Origin of the sequence: Streptomyces europaeiscabiei (genome assembly GCF_036346855.1) — a bacterium.
Taxonomy (GTDB): Bacteria; Actinomycetota; Actinomycetes; order Streptomycetales; family Streptomycetaceae; genus Streptomyces; species Streptomyces europaeiscabiei.
Genome location: NZ_CP107841.1, coordinates 7267343 through 7282029, shown reverse-complemented (window position 1 = coordinate 7282029; position 14687 = coordinate 7267343). Strand labels below are relative to the sequence as shown.

Below are 14687 nucleotides of genomic sequence, written 5' to 3'. Positions count from 1 at the left end.
CAGAGAACAGATGAGTCTCGCGCCGGGTGACGCCCTTACCTCACACAACTTCGGCCTCCAGATCGACGGGGTGATGGTCGAGTACCTCGCGGAGGTCAGCGGCCTCACCCTCGAACAGGACGTCATCACGTACCAGCAGAACTCCGCCCAGGGCCGACCCGAGGTCAATCTGCTGCCCGGTGTGCAGAAGAACGGGCAGTGCACCGTGGTGCGCGGTATGACCCAGTCGGCCGCGTTCAACACGTGGATCAACGACTCCATCAACGGTCAGATGGGCTCGGCACGTAAGAACGCGTCCATCATCATGATGGATTATCAGAACAATCCGGTGAAGCGGTACAACATGCGCAACGCCTGGTGCAGCAAGATCGACGCGAGCACCCTCAAGGCCGGCGAGGCGTCCGCGCTCACCGAGACCGTGACCATCGTCTTCGAAGAACTGGTCATCGAGTAATGCGGCGTTCGGCTGCCAGGGCGGGCGCGGGCTCGGGCTCGATCGTGGACGTGCCGGGTGCGGGCATGGGTGCGGGCATGGGCGCGGAGGCGACTCCGGCCGCTTCCGCCTTCGCCCCCGTCTCCACATCCGCTCCTGCTCCTGCTCCTGCTCCTGCCCCCGCGTCGGCTCCGGCCGTCGCGCCGGTGGCGCAGCGGCTGCGGACGGAGTTCCCGTTCGAGCTGCCGCGCGGCTACGTCGACGAGGCGGGGAACGTCCACCGGGAGGGCGTGATGCGACTCGCCACCGCCCGGGACGAGTTGATCCCGCTCCGGGACGTGCGCGTCCAGGAGAACCCGGCGTATCTGTCGGTCGTGCTGCTCGGCCGGGTCATCACCCGACTCGGCAACCTGCCGATGGTCCACGACGGGATCGTGGAGAACATGTTCGCGTCCGACCTCGCGTTCCTGCAGGACTTCTACCGGCAGGTCAACGCGGAGGGTCACACCCGTGCGGCCGTGGAGTGCCCCCACTGCTCCGAGCCCTTCGAGGTCGAACTCGGCGGGAGCCGCCTGGGGGAATCGTGACGTACGCGACCGACCGGCTGCACGAGGAGATCGCGTACGTCGCCTACCACTTCCACTGGAGCTTCGAGGAGATCCTCGACCTCGAACACCACGACCGCCGCCGCTACACCGAACAGATCGCGTCCCTCGTGACACGGGGCGGGGCGGAGGGCTGACACGTGGGTTTCTTGGATCGCCTACGGGGTGCCGCCGGGCCGGCGGGGCGCCGGGGTCGAGCCGACGGGGCCGACTCGGGTGAGGGGAACGGCTCGGGTGGTCGAGCCGTCTCGGGCGACGTCGGTACCGGCGTGGGCTCTGCGGCCGGGGCCGGCTCGGTCGGCGAGGTGAAGTCCGCCGCTGGGCCCGCGGGTTCCGAGGGGAATCCGGCGGGTGCGGGCAGCGGTTCGTTCGGCGCCGGGTCGGGAGACGGCCTGACGTCGCCGACCGGTGCGTCCGGGGCAATGGGGGCCGCCGCGGTCGGTGGGGCTGTTTCGGCCGGCGGGGGCAACTCGGTCGGCGGGGGCGCTTCGGTCGGTGGAACCGACTCGGTCGGTGGTGTTGCCTCGGGCCGTGGTTGGGAGGGGCTCGCCCCTATTCAGCGGGCCATCGGGGGGCGGGCCGTTGTCGCGGACGCCGGGTTCAGCGGGCGGTTGAGCACCTGGCAGAACCCGTCCTTCACCGGGACCCTGTCCCATGCCGTCCTGCCCGAAGCGCCGGGCGGGCTGGTCAAGGACGTCCTCACCACATCGGCGGCACCCGTCGCCGGACTCGAACTTCCCTCGCGCACCCTGCCGGTGGCGTACGAGGAGCCCGAGGCCCGTGCCGACCCGCCCGCCGACCCACGGCCGGTACAGCGCGCGCCCTACCAGGTCACACCGTCCCGCCCGACCGGCCCCCGGGTGACCCCCGTACCGCCCCGCACCACCCGCCCGGCCCTGTTGACCAAGTCCCCTGCCGCGCCGCCCGCCGTCCGGCGACGGACGCTGCCGACAGCACGCCCGCAGGCTCCCCGGGCGGCTGGGGCGGCTGGGGCGCCGGGGGGTACGGCTTCGGGGGCTGCCTCGACTGGGCGTACGGCGTCGGGCGGTACCTCGGGTGTGCATACGACACCGGGCGGTACCTCGGGCGATTCTTCGTCCGGGCACATGGCTTCCGGCGGTGCTTCGCCGCAGCGTTCGGTGTCCGGCGACAGCCCGTCGGGGAATACGGCATCGGGGGGTACGGCGTCCGCGCGTAACACGTCGGACTCGGCCGACTCGGGTGCGGATCCGGTCGGCGCGTCCGGAGGCCCGCTCGGGGCAACGGCGCCTCCCGCAGCGGCTGTCGGCGTCGACACCTCCCGGGGCGGCTTCGCCGACGCGACCAGGCGCCCCGGCAAGACGGCAGCCGACCTCGGTCGGGCGGGGCTCGACATCCAGCGGGCGGCGACCGACTCGGGCAGTACACCAGCGGGCTCCGGCCGAACGGCAGCCGACCCTGCCGGGACTGCGACCGGCCCCGGCGGGACGGGCCCCAGCTCTGGGGGCACCCCGCTCCCCGCCGGACCCGCCGAGGTCAGCGTCCAGCGGGCGTCGACCGGGTCCGGCGGTACGCACGCCGGCCGCGACTCGACGGCCACCGGCTCCGCCGGAGCACCGACCGCCTCTCGCGGAACATCGGGCGGCCCCGATGGGAAGCCGACCAGCCCGAACACAGCGGCGGTCGACGCGCAGCGGCCCGTGGCCGGACTCGGCAACACGGCGGGCACGACGCCCGGCACGACGACAGGCCACCGCCCCGCACCGAGCGCCCCCGCACCGGCCCCCCGCGGAACCGCCCCAGGCAATCCGGCGGCCGCCATCCAACGCGCGGCGATGAACCCCGATGCCACGCCGGCCAGACCCACCAGCACCCCGCCCGGCAGGACGAGCACCTCCGGCTCCGGCTCCGGCTCCGGCTCCGGCTCCGGCAGGACGGTGGGCAGCCCCGGGCGCACCTCGACCGGCCGTTCCGGCGGAGCTGTGAACGTCCAGCGAGCGGTGACCGGTCCCAGCCGTACGGCAGTCGAGCCCGACGGAGCCCCGACCACCCCGGCCGCGACACCGCCCGGCCCCAGCCCGGCAGTGCGCGGTCGCGACACTGCGGCAAACGGTCCCGGCGTAACGGCAACCGGCTTCGGCAGAGCGGCAGTCGGCTCGATTGACGGCGCACCCTCCAGCACAGGTGATCCTGTGACCGTCGTCCAGAGAGCGGCCACCGGCCGCGGCAGCACACCGGCCGCCTCCCCGAACGCGGTCTCCAGCCCCGGCGGTACGGCGACCGGCTCCGCCTCCGGCAGCACAGCCGTCAACGTCCAACGGGCGAAGGCCGACCCCGGCGGTACGGGCACCACGCCCGCCCCCCTCAGGGTGCACTCCCCCGGACCGGTGGACAGCACCGGCAGCCTCACCGACACCGCGCCCGTCCACCCCTCGGCGGCGGGCACCGGGACTTCTGCGGCACTCCCCAGTGGGACCACGGCCAACCCGGCTGAAGGGCCACCTCGTTCCACCCACACCTCGACAAGCCTCGACACCGCCAGTGGCGCCGGCGCCGGCAGCACGACCCCCGCCGGTACATCAGCCGGCACCCCGACCTCCCCACATGCCCACATCCAACGGGCGGCAGCAGCCGACACCACCAACCTCTCCAGCCCCAGGCCGACAACGCCCGGCCCCGGCATCACCCCCACCACCGCCCCAGGCACCCACCCCGTACAACGGAGCGCCGCCGGCGGAACAAGGCGCATAGGCCTCGGCACACCCACCTCGGGTCCCGTCCCCACGGTCGCCCCCACACCCACGCACCCGAGCCCGGCCCCCCGGCCCCCCGCCGCGACCACCCCTCGGCCACCCGGATCCGCCGCACCCGCACCCCAAGACCCGGCCCCGGCCCCGCCAGACCGACCCCACGCCGGAGCTTCCACCCCCCGTCAGCGTCCCCTGCTCGGTGCTCCCCTCTCCACCCCGCCCGAGGACGCGAAGCCCCTCTCCAAGCGCACGCCCCCCGGCGGCTCAGGCCTCCCCGTCCCCCCTCCCCTGCAGCGGGCGGCAACGGCACACCGGGCGAAGGCGAACCCCACCCCGGGCCCGCTTCCTCAGGTCTCGGCCTCTTCACCGGCAGCACCGCACCACCCCCCGGTCGTCCCACTGACGACCACGGGCCACGGACACCGCCCTGAAGGGACTCGGGGAAACACGCGATCAGCCCCACCCTCCCCACAGCCGCCCCACACCCCACCCCGGCAACTCCCTGGGCGATCAGGTTCTCCCTCAGCACCACAGTCCAGAACGCCTTCCCCCCTGCCCTCGCCCACCCCCATCCCCACCCCCGTACGCCCCCTCGCCCCCACCCGCGCCCTCACCTCGGCCCTGCCCACCACCACGGCGTCCCCCGCGATCCAGCGTCAGGCGCCCCGGACCGCCATACCCCTGCGCCGCCCCACCTCCACGAACGGCCGACCCTCATCGCCGGGCACCGGCCCCGCCGTACAACGCCTCACAGCCAACAAGCCCGACAAGCCCGGCAAGCCCACCGCCCCGTCCCGTACGGCGCTCCCCCTCACCGTCGCCCCCACGACGCCCTCGCAGGCACCCCGGCGACCGAGCGCCCTCCCCGCCAGGCCGGCCGTCGCCCAGCGCCCAACCACCCACGCCCCGAAGACACCCGGCACCACACCCATCACCCCCACACCCGCACCCGCACCCGCACCCGCACCAATCCAGCGGGCCCCAGGAATCCCCCTCCGTCCCACGCCCGCCACCACAACCACAGCCGCCTCACCCGTAACAGCGACCGCAACGACCGCAGCCACCACGGCCACCACAGCCGGCACGACCACCACAGCCCACCGCACCGCGTCGGCCGACCTCCCGCCCCCCTACTCCGCGGTGGACAACGACGCCTCCTCCAAGGCCCCGTTCGACCCCCGCGCCCTCACCGACTTCCAGCTCGACGAACTGACGCACAAGCTCATCGGCCGGATCACCCGCCTCGTCCGCACCGAACTCCGTCTCGACCGCGAACGAATCGGCAAACTCCGCGACCCCCGCCACTGATCACCACCGACTCCACCACCGACCCGCCGCCCACCCACACCGGCCCGGTCGGCCGCCGCCCCCGCACCACCAGAAAGGCCCTCCCCGATGCCCCGCGATCTCGACCCGGGCTCCACCATCTTCTTCACGCTGACCATCGACGGCGAGAGCCTCGGTTACTTCAACGGGTGTGAAGGGCTGTCCTCGACGGTGGAGATCGAGCACCGCCAGGAGGGCGGGAACAACGGGTTCGTCTGGCAGTTCCCGTCGCGTGTGACGTTCTCGAACATCCGGCTGACGAGGCCGCTGACGCCGGACACGGCGAAGGTCGCGGCGTGGATCTCGTCCGTGGCGACGGGCGTGAAGCGGCCGACGGCCCAGATCGCGGCGCTGCGCGCGGACGGCTCGGAGGTGGCGCACTGGGGACTGATCGACGTCCTGCCGGTGAGCTGGCAGGGGCCGTCCCTGGACCCGGCGAACCCGAGCGTGGCGACCGAGGTCCTGGAGATCACGCACCACGGGTTCACGGACTGAGGGGCGGAAACAGAACATGGCGAAGGGCAGCAAGGGCGGCGCGGGCAAGAGCCTCGTGCGGGCCACACTGGCCATTCACGAGCCGCCGGTCGGGACGAGCACGACGCCGGGCGGTCTTATGAAGACGTTCAGCTTCGAGTTCAACCCGGCGGAGCTGACGCTGCGCCGGGGCGCCCAGTGGAAGACCACGATCAGCGCGGCCGTACGCGACGGCGCCCTCCCGGAGTTCATGGGACCCGAGGCCCGGCAGATGAACGTCGAGATCTTCCTCGACTCCTCCGCCAAGCCGAGCGGCACCACGGTGCTGAAGAAGGTGGAGTCGCTGCTGTCGTGCTGCGAGGTGACGGCGAAGAGCCTCGCCGCGAAGCAGCCGTCGCCGCCCTGGGTGGTGTTCCAGTGGGGGTCGTTCTCCACGGCACGCTTCACGGCGTACGTCAGCTCCGTGGACGTCACGTACTCCCTGTTCGGGACGACCGGTGTGCCGATCCGGGCCACCTGCCGGATGTCGCTGCACGAGATCCCCAGTACGACCAAGGGGCAGAACCCGACATCGGGCGCGCTCACCGCGCAGAGCGTGCACCGGGTCGTCGCGGGCGACTCGCTGCAGTCGCTGGCGTGGCGGGAGTACGGGAACGCCTCGGCGTGGCGGGCCATCGCCGAGGCCAACGGCATCGACGACCCGACCCGGCTGCCCACCGGCATCGAACTCGTCCTCCCGGCTGCCGAGGAGGTGGGTCTGTGATGGTGAAGCCGTCCTTCTCCAACGTCATCCATGTCACCCTCGACGGCGCGAAGCTGCCGACCGAGTACGCCGATCTGCTGGTCGGCGGCTGGGTCGATCTCGGGGCCGGGGTGCCCGGCGCGTTCCGGCTCACCTTCCGGGACCCGCACGGGCTGCTGCTGGGCAAACTGAACGTCAGGTTCGGCAGCAAGGTGGTCATCGCGCCCGTCGCCGACGGGCAGGGCGCGGCGTCCCCGCTGCTCACCGGCGAGGTCACCGGCATGGAGACCGACTACGACGGCACCGGCACCTTCACCGTCGTCCGCGGCTACGACCCGGGCCACCGGCTGATGCGGGTGCGCAGGGTGGCGGCGTACCGCAATCAGACGGCCGCCGACATCGCCCGCAAGCTGGCCGGGATGAACGGCATCCCGGTCGGGCAGGTGCAGTCCACCAAGACCGTCTACGACTTCATCAGCCAGTCCAATGTGACCGACTGGGACTTCCTCGCGCGGCTCGCCGACGAGAACGAGATGGTGATGTCGCTGGACGCCAAGGGGAAGTTCCAGTTCGTCAAGCCGAAGCCGGCGTCCGGCGCGCCCCCGACGAGCACGCCCGGCGAGAAGAGCCCCTTCGTGCTGCAGGCCGGTGTGGACATCCTGCGCTGCCGGGCCGCCGTCACCGCCGCCGACCAGGTCGGCAAGGTCGAGGCGCGCGGCTGGAACGTCACGACGAAGAAGAAGCTCACCGCGACGACCCCGGCGAAGGCCAACCCCGGTATCGCCATCGGCACCACCCCGCAGAAGGCGGCGGCCGCGTTCACGGCCGCGAAGCTGGTCGAGACCGACACGCCGTACGACCTCCAGAGCGAGGTCACGCACGCCGCCGCCTCCCTCGCCGACGACATCACCTCCTCCTTCGCCGAGCTGGAGGTCACCGTGCGCGGCAACCCCCAGCTGCGGCCCGGCGTGCCGGTCACGCTCACCGAGGTGGGCGCCCCCTTCGAGGGCAAGTACACCTGCACCTCCGTACGGCACTCCTTCGGCGACGGCAGCCACTACGAGACCTGGGTGACCGTCAGCGGCCGGCAGTGGCGCTCCCTGTTCGGGCTGGCGTCCGGCGGCGGTTCCGGCTCACCCCGGCTGCCCAGTGTGGCCAACGCGCTGGTCACCGACGTACAGGATCCGCTGAAGCAGGGCCGGGTGAAGCTCCAGTTCCCGTGGCTGGACGACACGTACGTCAGCGACTGGACGCGGACCGTGCAGATGGGCGGCAAGGGCGGCGGCGGGATCTTCCCGCTGGACGTCGGCGACGAGGTGCTGGTCGCCTTCGACCGGGGCGCGCTCGACCACCCCTTCGTCATCGGCGGCCTCTACAACGGCATCGACAAGCCGACCCCCGTGAAGGACGTGTGGCTGCACGACCCGGTCAAGAAGAAGGCGATCCGGCACACCCTGTCCGACCGGGAGGGCAACCGCGTCGACCTGCTCAGCCAGCAGACCGGCCTGCGCAAGCAGGGCGTCCGCATCGCCAGCGGCAACGACCGGCTGATCATCAACCTCGACCGGACGAAGACCGAGATCACGGTGGACAGCAAGGGTGCCGTCAGCATCACGGGCGGTACCTCGGTGTCCGTGAAGGCCGGGACCGATCTGACGCTGAGCGCGCTGCGGTCCGTGACCATCAGGAGCGGCGGACCCCTGAACCTCCAGGGCCAGGGCATGGTCGGCCTGAGGTCGCTCGGCGGTGCGGTCAACATCAACGCGGTGGGCGCCGTCGCCGTGAACGCGGCCGGTGCCGCGACGATCAGCGCGGCCGGGACCGTGCAGATCAACGCCGTCGGCCAGGCGGCGCTCCGGGCGGCCAACGTGGACATCACGGGCATCGTGCTGGTCAACAAGAAGCCGTACCCGATCCCGTGACCGATTCCGTATGCCGTCCCGAGACGGATCCCGAAACCGATGCCGAGGCCGATCCCGTATGCGGTTCCGTATGCGGTCCCGTGACTGCCCGGAAGGCCGCCGAGGAGACCGGCGAGAAGTCCGCCGGGGAGTTCGACGGGGAGTCCCACGTTCCACGAAGAAGGGTGGCCCGCTGATGGCCGAGCAGTTCGTCGGATCCGGCTGGGCGTTCCCGCTGCGCATCGGACCCACCGGGGGCATCGCCCTGGTCAGCGGGGAGCGCGAGGTCGAGGAGGCCATCCGGTTGATCCTGGCCACCTCGCCGGGCGAGCGGCCGATGCGCCCCGAGTTCGGCTGCGCCATCCACGACCTGGTGTTCGCGCCGGTCAACGAGGCCACCGCCGGCCGTATCCAGCACGAGGTGTACGCGAGCCTCGACCGCTGGGAGCCGCGGATCGAGGTGACCGACGTCGAGGTGACGGCGGGCGCCGACCAGGGCGTCCTGTTCATCGACGTCCGCTACGCGATCCGCGGCACCAACAACCCGCGCAGCCTGGTCTTCCCGTTCTACGTCATCCCCTCCCACGACGAGCCGGACCTGGCTTCCGAAGGCTCCGACCGTCCCGAAAGCGACCGCTGATGGCCCTGCCCTCCCCGAACCTCGACGACCGCCGCTTCCAGCAGTTCGTCGACGACGCCAAGCGCTACATCCAGCAGCGGGCCCCGGAGTGGACCGACCACAACGTCTCCGACCCCGGCGTCACCCTGGTGGAGACGGTCGCCCACATGGCCGACCAGATCGTCTACCGGCTCAACCGGGTGCCGGAGAAGAACCATCTGGCGTTCCTGGACCTGGTGGGCATCACCCTGTTCCCGCCCTCGGCGGCCCGCACGGACGTGACCTTCTGGCTGTCCGCGCCGCAGGAGGAGCCGGTGCCGCTGCCCGTGGGCACCGAGGTCGCCACCCTGCGCACCGAGAGCGAGGAGGCGGTCGTCTTCGCCACCGAGCGCGAACTGTCCGTCGTGCCCTGCGAGTTGCGGTATCTGGTCACCCAGCGACCCGGTGAGCCGGTCGCCGACCGCACGGCCGACCTCGCCGAGGGCAAGGACCTGATGTGCTTCGCCGAGTCCCCGAGGCCCGGCGACTGCATGCTGTTCGGGCTGACCGCCGCCGTGCCGTACTGCGCGATCGTGCTGGAGCTGGACAGCGTGGTCGACGGTGTCGGCGTGGACCCGCGGCAGCCGCCGCTGGTCTGGGAGGCGTGGACCGAGGACGGCTGGACGGCGTGCGAGGTCGACCGCGACGGCACGGGAGGCCTCAACCGGCCGGGCGAGGTGGTCCTGCACATGCCCGGCGGGCACACCCTGTCCCGCACCGGCGGGCAGGAGGCCGGCTGGCTGCGCTGCCGGGTCACCGAACCCCTGCCCGGCCAGCCCTTCTACACCACCTCACCGACCGTCCGTGCGTCCGAGGCCTTCACCATCGGCGGCACCACCACCGCCGTCCACGCCGAGACCGTGTACGACGAGGCGCTCGGCGAGTCCACCGGCCTGCCCGGACAGCGGCTGCGCCTGGCTCACTTCCCGGTGGTGGGTGACACCCCGCCCGTCCTGCTGCAGACCGCAGAGCACGACGGCTGGACCGACTGGGACGTCGTCCCGTCCTTCGCCGCGTCCACCTCGTACGACCGGCACATCACCCTCGACTCGGCCACCGGCGAGATCGCCTTCGGCCCGGCGGTAAGGGAGCCCGACGGCACCCTGCGCGCGTACGGGGCCGCCGCGCCCAAGGGTTCCGTCATCCGCGCCGTGCGCTACCGCACCGGCGGCGGCAGGGCCGGCAACGTCGCCCGGGGCGCCATCCGGGTGCTGCGCACCTCCGTCCCGTACGTGTCCGAGGTCGTCAACCGCGAGGCCGCGCGCGGCGGTGTCGACGCCGAGACCGTGGAGGAGGCGAAGGTCCGGGCGCCGATCACCCTGCGCGCCCAGGAACGCGCGGTGACCCTGCGCGACTACGAGGAGCTCGCCCGCCGCGCGGCCCCCGAGACCGCCCGCATCACCTGTCTGGAGGGCGAGGAGGGCGAGCACGGGGCGTACGCGGTGCGGGTGCTGGTGGTACCGCAGGCCGTCCCGGACCCCGGCGGCCGCCTCCGCTTCGAGCAACTGGTCCCCGGCGACGCGCTGTTGCGCCGCATCACCCGCCATCTGGACGAACGCCGCCTGATAGGCACACGGTTGGCGGTCGGCCCGCCCTTCTACCAGGGCGTCACCGTCGTCGCGACGCTGCACGCCTTCCGCGGCACCGACACCGACCGGGTCCGCCGCCAGGCCCACGACGCGCTCTACCGGCATCTCGATCCGCTGACCGGCGGCGCCGACGGCCGCGGCTGGCCCTTCGGCCGCCCCGTCCAGTCCGGCGAGGTCTTCGCCGTGCTCCAACGCGTCCCCGGCGTCGAACTCGTCGACGACGTCCAACTCCACCCCGCCGACCCCCTCACCGGCAAGCGAGGCGACCCCACCAACCGCATCGACCTCTCCCCGCCGTCCCTGGTCTTCTCCTTCGACCACCGGGTCCGAGTGATCGGGGACAAGCCGTGAGGGCCGCGCCCCGTCAGGGGCGCCAGGACCTGCGCGAGCAACCAAAGACAACCCGCAGCCGCCGAAGAACAGCAGGCCCCGAGCTACCAGGCACCTCACCGAGAGGCGACCACACATGAGGGGCTCCATAGACGGCCTCGGCTCCCCCACCCCCATCGGCACCATGCTGCCCGCCGTGTTCGCCGACGACGACCTCGCCCAGCGCTTCATCGGCGGGCTGGACGACGTACTCGCCCCGATCCTGTCCGTCCTCGACTGCCTGGACTCCTACTTCACGCCGTCGCTCGCCCCCGTGGACTTCACCCAGTGGCTCGCCGGCTGGGTCGGCGCCGAGACCGACGGCACGGAACCGGAGGCCCGCCTGCGCGCCGCGGTCGCCGCCGCCGCGTACCTGCACCGCGTACGCGGCACGCGGCGCGGGCTGTCCGAGGCGGTGCGCCTGGTGTTCGGCGTGACCCCGGAGATCACCGAGAGCGGCGCAGCCTCCTGGGACGCCCGCCCCCTCGGCCCGGTCCCCGGCGAAGCCCGACCCCGCCTCCACGTGGCCCTTCGCCTGCCCGACCCCACCCCCGCGGACGAACACCGGCTGGACAGCCTCGTGGCCGCCGCCCGCCCCGCCCACATGCCCTACACGGTCCAGGTGACCGCCGCCGAAAGGATCCCCGAGAGATGACCAGCCAGACCCCCGGCACCGGCCAGGCCCGGAGCTGCGCCGAATGCGGAACCCGCGGGGAGCCCGGCCAGTCCTTCTGCGACGCCTGCGGCGCGGTACTCGGCTGGTCCGGAACCCCGGCCCGAGCGACCACGGGCGGCACCGGGAGCGAACCCACCGACCGCGCGGGCACCGGACACCCGAAGACCGACGCCCCGGCCCCGGCTCCGGCTCCGGCCCCAGCTCCGGCTCCGGCTCCGGCTCCGGCGAACGCCGGGCGCACGACGGCCGACGACGACGAGCGCGGCTGGGACGCCTTCGCCCACCCGGGCGCCGGCACGGGTACGGCCCGCACCGGCCACGACCCGGCCCAGGCGGGCGCGACCGCGACCGCCGCCACCGGCGTCCGCACCCCGGAGGCCGGCACGACGGTCCGCGCGGACGCGCCCACCGCAGCCACCGCGCCCACCCACCCCGCCCCCGATCCGTCGCCCGCCGACAGGACACCGGCACCTCCCACGGCCCAGGCCCAGGCCCAGGCCAACGTCCAGACCGAGGCCCCGACCGTGACGGCCACCCCCGCATCCCCGCCCGCCCATTCCTCCCCCACCCCCGAACCGGGCCACCCGGCCGCGCACCCCCACCACGACGACGAGGCCCCCACCACCCCCCTCCCGACGCCGGCCTCGCCGCCCCCTTCCCACGCCCACACCCCTTCCGCCGCCGAGCGGGCCAGGTCCCTCCTGGTCCCGGTGGCCGACCCCGAACCCCGTGCCCCGGCGGAACCGGCCGTCGCACCCGTACTGCCCGGCCGCCCCGACGTGCAGCGGCCCCAAGTCCGCACCCCCGGACCGGAGTTCGGCACGGAGGGCGGCGTGCCCTGTCCCTGGTGCGGGACCCCCACCCGGCCGGACCGGCACTTCTGCGCGCGCTGCGCGATGCCGATGGCCGGGCGCACGGAGGCACCGGGACGGCTGCCGTGGTGGCGCCGGATGCTGAACGGCCACAACACACAGACCCCGTGGGCGGGCGACCGCCCCCGCCTGCGCCGCGGCTTCGGCCGGATCCTCAACTGGGTGGTCGCCGCCCTCGTCCTCACCCTGATCGTCACCCTCGCGCTCCAGGCCGACGACGGCTACCAGGCGGCCCGCGACCACTTCGCCAAGCGCGCCTCGGTCCTCCCCGACAGCTCCAAGGCGTCCCGCTCGTTCCCCGGTCACAAGCCGGATCTGGCCTTCGACACGTACAGCAACACGTGGTGGGGCCCGGGTGTCACGCAGTCCGGCGAGGGGGAGTGGATCGAGGCCCACTTCGAGCAGCCCGTCAGGCTGCTGGACGTGGTCATCACGCCGGGTGTCTCGAAGAAGCCGGACCAGCGCGCGGAGTCGGCCCGCCCGCACCGCATCGAGGCGACGATCACCGCCGCCGACGGCTCCACCTCCACCAAGATCCTCACCCTCGACCAGACCGCCGGCGGCCAGAGCCGTAAGTTCCGCGTCGGCGACGCCGAGACCGTCCGTTTCACCATCCGCTCCGCCTACGGCGCCGACGACAAGAAGCAGGTCGCCATAGCCGAGATCGAGTTCTTCGGCCGCTCGAACAGCAACAGCTAGAGCGGGAACGGAACGCGCGAGGGGTGAGGCGGGGACTGTGCCGGGAAAGGCGGACGCCACTGGTCCGGATCCGGGAGCCCTGACCGGCCGGACCGGCCGGACCGCCACAGGTCTGCGACCGGGCCGACTCCCCCGCACCTCCGGAGAGCCCCATGCCGCGGGGCATCGATGTCAGCTCCTGCCGGTCACATCCAGGACACTCGACGACGCCTCGTTGAACTCACAGACGCGGCCCTCCCTCCTCGCACGACCGGGGGCGATGGGGGCGATGGGGCACTCTGGCGCGCTGAGCCAAACAGCTGAGCCAAACGAATGGGGCGCCCCACCGCTCGGTGCGGTGGGGCGCCCCATTCACCTGTGGCTCACTTGTCCAGGTGGGCCCAGAACTCGTCGAACGACAGGAGCTTGTCGCCGTTGAGGTCGCGGGTGCGGATGATGACCTCCGCCACGGACTCGGTGACGTTCCAGTCGCCCTCCTGGGCCAGGGCGGTCTTGAACTCCGCGGCGGTGATGAACCCGTCACCGTCCGCGTCGATCCGCTGGAACTCCTTGCGCGCTGCCTCGATGTCCGCCACCGATCCGCCCCTTCTTGGTGCCCTGCCTGTCTCAGGCAGTCCTGCTGACAGTCCTACTGACGCAGGTCAGATTAACCGGCCACGCGAGTGCGGAGTGCGGCGACCACCCACGCGAACTCCTCGGTGTGCGCCGACAGCGGTTCCACGCCCCGCACCAGCGCGGCCAGCTCCCGGAACCGGGCCAGCTCGGCATGGGCCGCCGAGGTGACGCGTTCCAGCAGGACGGCCCGGTCGGCGTCGCCCAGCAGTCCTGTCAGCACCTGGTCGGCGGCGGGCGAGGCGGGGTCGACGCCGTCCCGCAGCGCCTCCCCCGCGAGCTGCACCAGGCGGCTCATGAACCACAGGGAGGTGCCCGACGGCACGTCCGGCCCCCGGTCCGCCGCGTTGAACTCGACCGTCTGCCGCATCCGCGCCCGGAACCCCGGGTCCTGAAGCATCTCGGCCAGCTCCACCCAGGCGTCCACCTGCTCGGGCGTGGGGTCCTCCGGCAGATCCGCGAGGCTGAACCTCAGCCTCGTACGGATGTCGGGGTCCGCGGTGTCGAGTCCTCCGAAGGTCTCCTCCATGAAGTCGTCGATGATCCGCCCTCGTTCGGCGGCGGACAGCCGGGCCAGTCTGTTCATCAGGGTCATCTCCTCCGCGGTCGAGCCGCGTCGCGCCACGGTCGACAGCACCGCCCGGGTCACCTTGAGGCCGCGGATCTGCGCGTCCAGCGCGGCCACATGCGTGGCCGCCACCTCCGCGACGGTCGTCTCGCCCGCGAGCACCCGCCGTACGTGGTCCAGGCCGAGGCCCAGCTCCCGCAGGGTGCGGATGAGTTCGAGCCGGGCCACGGACTCGGCGTCGTACAGCCGGTAGCCTCCCTCGCTGCGGGTGACCGGGTGCAGGACGCCCTCGTCCGACCAGTAGCGGATCGTGCGGACGGACAGACCGGAGCCGCGGGCGAGCTGCCCGATGGTGAAAAGGCCGGTGCCGTTCTCGATCATGTCTGCGAGTGTGGGCCTTCCAGTGGGTGGAGACTCAAGGAGCACGGCGAAGG

At 72.7% G+C, this 14687-nt stretch carries 13 protein-coding genes; 11 read left to right on the top strand and 2 right to left on the bottom strand.

From position 1 onward, the window contains the following. Window positions 1-10 precede the first annotated feature (10 nt). The 11 genes from OG858_RS31990 to OG858_RS31940 all read left to right on the top strand — a co-directional run bounded on the left by OG858_RS31990 (window position 11) and on the right by OG858_RS31940 (window position 13073). Window positions 11-454 carry a phage tail protein gene (locus OG858_RS31990; RefSeq protein ID WP_033526822.1) on the top strand — a complete coding sequence of 148 codons (444 nt, stop codon included), beginning with the start codon at window positions 11-13 and terminating at the stop codon, window positions 452-454. Next, a complete protein-coding gene (locus OG858_RS31985) occupies window positions 454-1020 on the top strand; it encodes a hypothetical protein (RefSeq protein ID WP_319069477.1) in 567 nt (188 codons plus the stop codon). Before OG858_RS31990 ends, OG858_RS31985 begins: the two co-directional genes overlap by 1 nt. Continuing rightward, on the top strand, window positions 1017-1175 hold the full coding sequence (locus OG858_RS31980) for a DUF6760 family protein (RefSeq protein ID WP_086750330.1): 159 nt from the start codon (window positions 1017-1019) through the stop codon (window positions 1173-1175). Before OG858_RS31985 ends, OG858_RS31980 begins: the two co-directional genes overlap by 4 nt. 3732 nt (window positions 1176-4907) lie before the next feature. Next, window positions 4908-5075 (top strand): hypothetical protein, encoded by a 168-nt coding sequence (locus OG858_RS31975; protein ID WP_162948575.1) that lies wholly within the window; start codon window positions 4908-4910, stop codon window positions 5073-5075. An 87-nt stretch (window positions 5076-5162) separates the two neighbouring features. Continuing rightward, a complete protein-coding gene (locus OG858_RS31970; RefSeq protein ID WP_037695699.1) occupies window positions 5163-5588 on the top strand; it encodes a phage tail protein in 426 nt (141 codons plus the stop codon). Window positions 5589-5604: 16 nt separating this feature from the next. Continuing rightward, on the top strand, window positions 5605-6330 hold the full coding sequence (locus OG858_RS31965; protein WP_328544205.1) for a CIS tube protein: 726 nt from the start codon (window positions 5605-5607) through the stop codon (window positions 6328-6330). Next, a complete protein-coding gene (locus tag OG858_RS31960; protein ID WP_319069479.1) occupies window positions 6330-8231 on the top strand; it encodes a VgrG-related protein in 1902 nt (633 codons plus the stop codon). Before OG858_RS31965 ends, OG858_RS31960 begins: the two co-directional genes overlap by 1 nt. A 175-nt stretch (window positions 8232-8406) precedes the next feature. Next, window positions 8407-8850 carry a GPW/gp25 family protein gene (locus OG858_RS31955; RefSeq protein WP_086750113.1) on the top strand — a complete coding sequence of 148 codons (444 nt, stop codon included), beginning with the start codon at window positions 8407-8409 and terminating at the stop codon, window positions 8848-8850. Further along, a complete protein-coding gene (locus tag OG858_RS31950; protein WP_086750112.1) occupies window positions 8850-10808 on the top strand; it encodes a putative baseplate assembly protein in 1959 nt (652 codons plus the stop codon). The genes OG858_RS31955 and OG858_RS31950 overlap by 1 nt, the downstream gene beginning before the upstream one ends. 115 nt (window positions 10809-10923) lie before the next feature. Then, on the top strand, window positions 10924-11481 hold the full coding sequence (locus OG858_RS31945) for a phage tail protein (protein ID WP_037695689.1): 558 nt from the start codon (window positions 10924-10926) through the stop codon (window positions 11479-11481). After that, a complete protein-coding gene (locus OG858_RS31940) occupies window positions 11478-13073 on the top strand; it encodes an NADase-type glycan-binding domain-containing protein (protein WP_327744982.1) in 1596 nt (531 codons plus the stop codon). Before OG858_RS31945 ends, OG858_RS31940 begins: the two co-directional genes overlap by 4 nt. A 362-nt stretch (window positions 13074-13435) precedes the next feature. Here OG858_RS31940 and OG858_RS31935 read toward each other — a convergent pair whose 3' ends face one another. After that, the gene (locus tag OG858_RS31935; protein ID WP_013000557.1) at window positions 13436-13648 is read right to left on the bottom strand and encodes an EF-hand domain-containing protein; all 213 of its coding nucleotides are present in this window, start codon (window positions 13646-13648) and stop codon (window positions 13436-13438) included. 71 nt (window positions 13649-13719) lie between these two features. Further along, entirely contained in the window at window positions 13720-14634 is a 915-nt protein-coding gene (locus OG858_RS31930) for a helix-turn-helix domain-containing protein (protein ID WP_319069485.1), read from the bottom strand. Window positions 14635-14687 lie beyond the last annotated feature (53 nt).

Excerpts from the sequence above, each read along its gene's own strand:
- OG858_RS31960 (WP_319069479.1), top strand. The coding sequence starts at position 6,330 with ATGGTGAAGCCGTCCTTCTCCAACGTCATCCATGTCACCCTCGACGGC.
- OG858_RS31945 (WP_037695689.1), top strand. The coding sequence starts at position 10,924 with ATGAGGGGCTCCATAGACGGCCTCGGCTCCCCCACCCCCATCGGCACC.
- OG858_RS31985 (WP_319069477.1), top strand. The coding sequence starts at position 454 with ATGCGGCGTTCGGCTGCCAGGGCGGGCGCGGGCTCGGGCTCGATCGTG.
- OG858_RS31955 (WP_086750113.1), top strand. The coding sequence starts at position 8,407 with ATGGCCGAGCAGTTCGTCGGATCCGGCTGGGCGTTCCCGCTGCGCATC.
- OG858_RS31940 (WP_327744982.1), top strand. The coding sequence starts at position 11,478 with ATGACCAGCCAGACCCCCGGCACCGGCCAGGCCCGGAGCTGCGCCGAA.
- OG858_RS31965 (WP_328544205.1), top strand. The coding sequence starts at position 5,605 with ATGGCGAAGGGCAGCAAGGGCGGCGCGGGCAAGAGCCTCGTGCGGGCC.
- OG858_RS31930 (WP_319069485.1), bottom strand. The coding sequence starts at position 14,634 with ATGATCGAGAACGGCACCGGCCTTTTCACCATCGGGCAGCTCGCCCGC.
- OG858_RS31950 (WP_086750112.1), top strand. The coding sequence starts at position 8,850 with ATGGCCCTGCCCTCCCCGAACCTCGACGACCGCCGCTTCCAGCAGTTC.
- OG858_RS31990 (WP_033526822.1), top strand. The coding sequence starts at position 11 with ATGAGTCTCGCGCCGGGTGACGCCCTTACCTCACACAACTTCGGCCTC.
- OG858_RS31970 (WP_037695699.1), top strand. The coding sequence starts at position 5,163 with ATGCCCCGCGATCTCGACCCGGGCTCCACCATCTTCTTCACGCTGACC.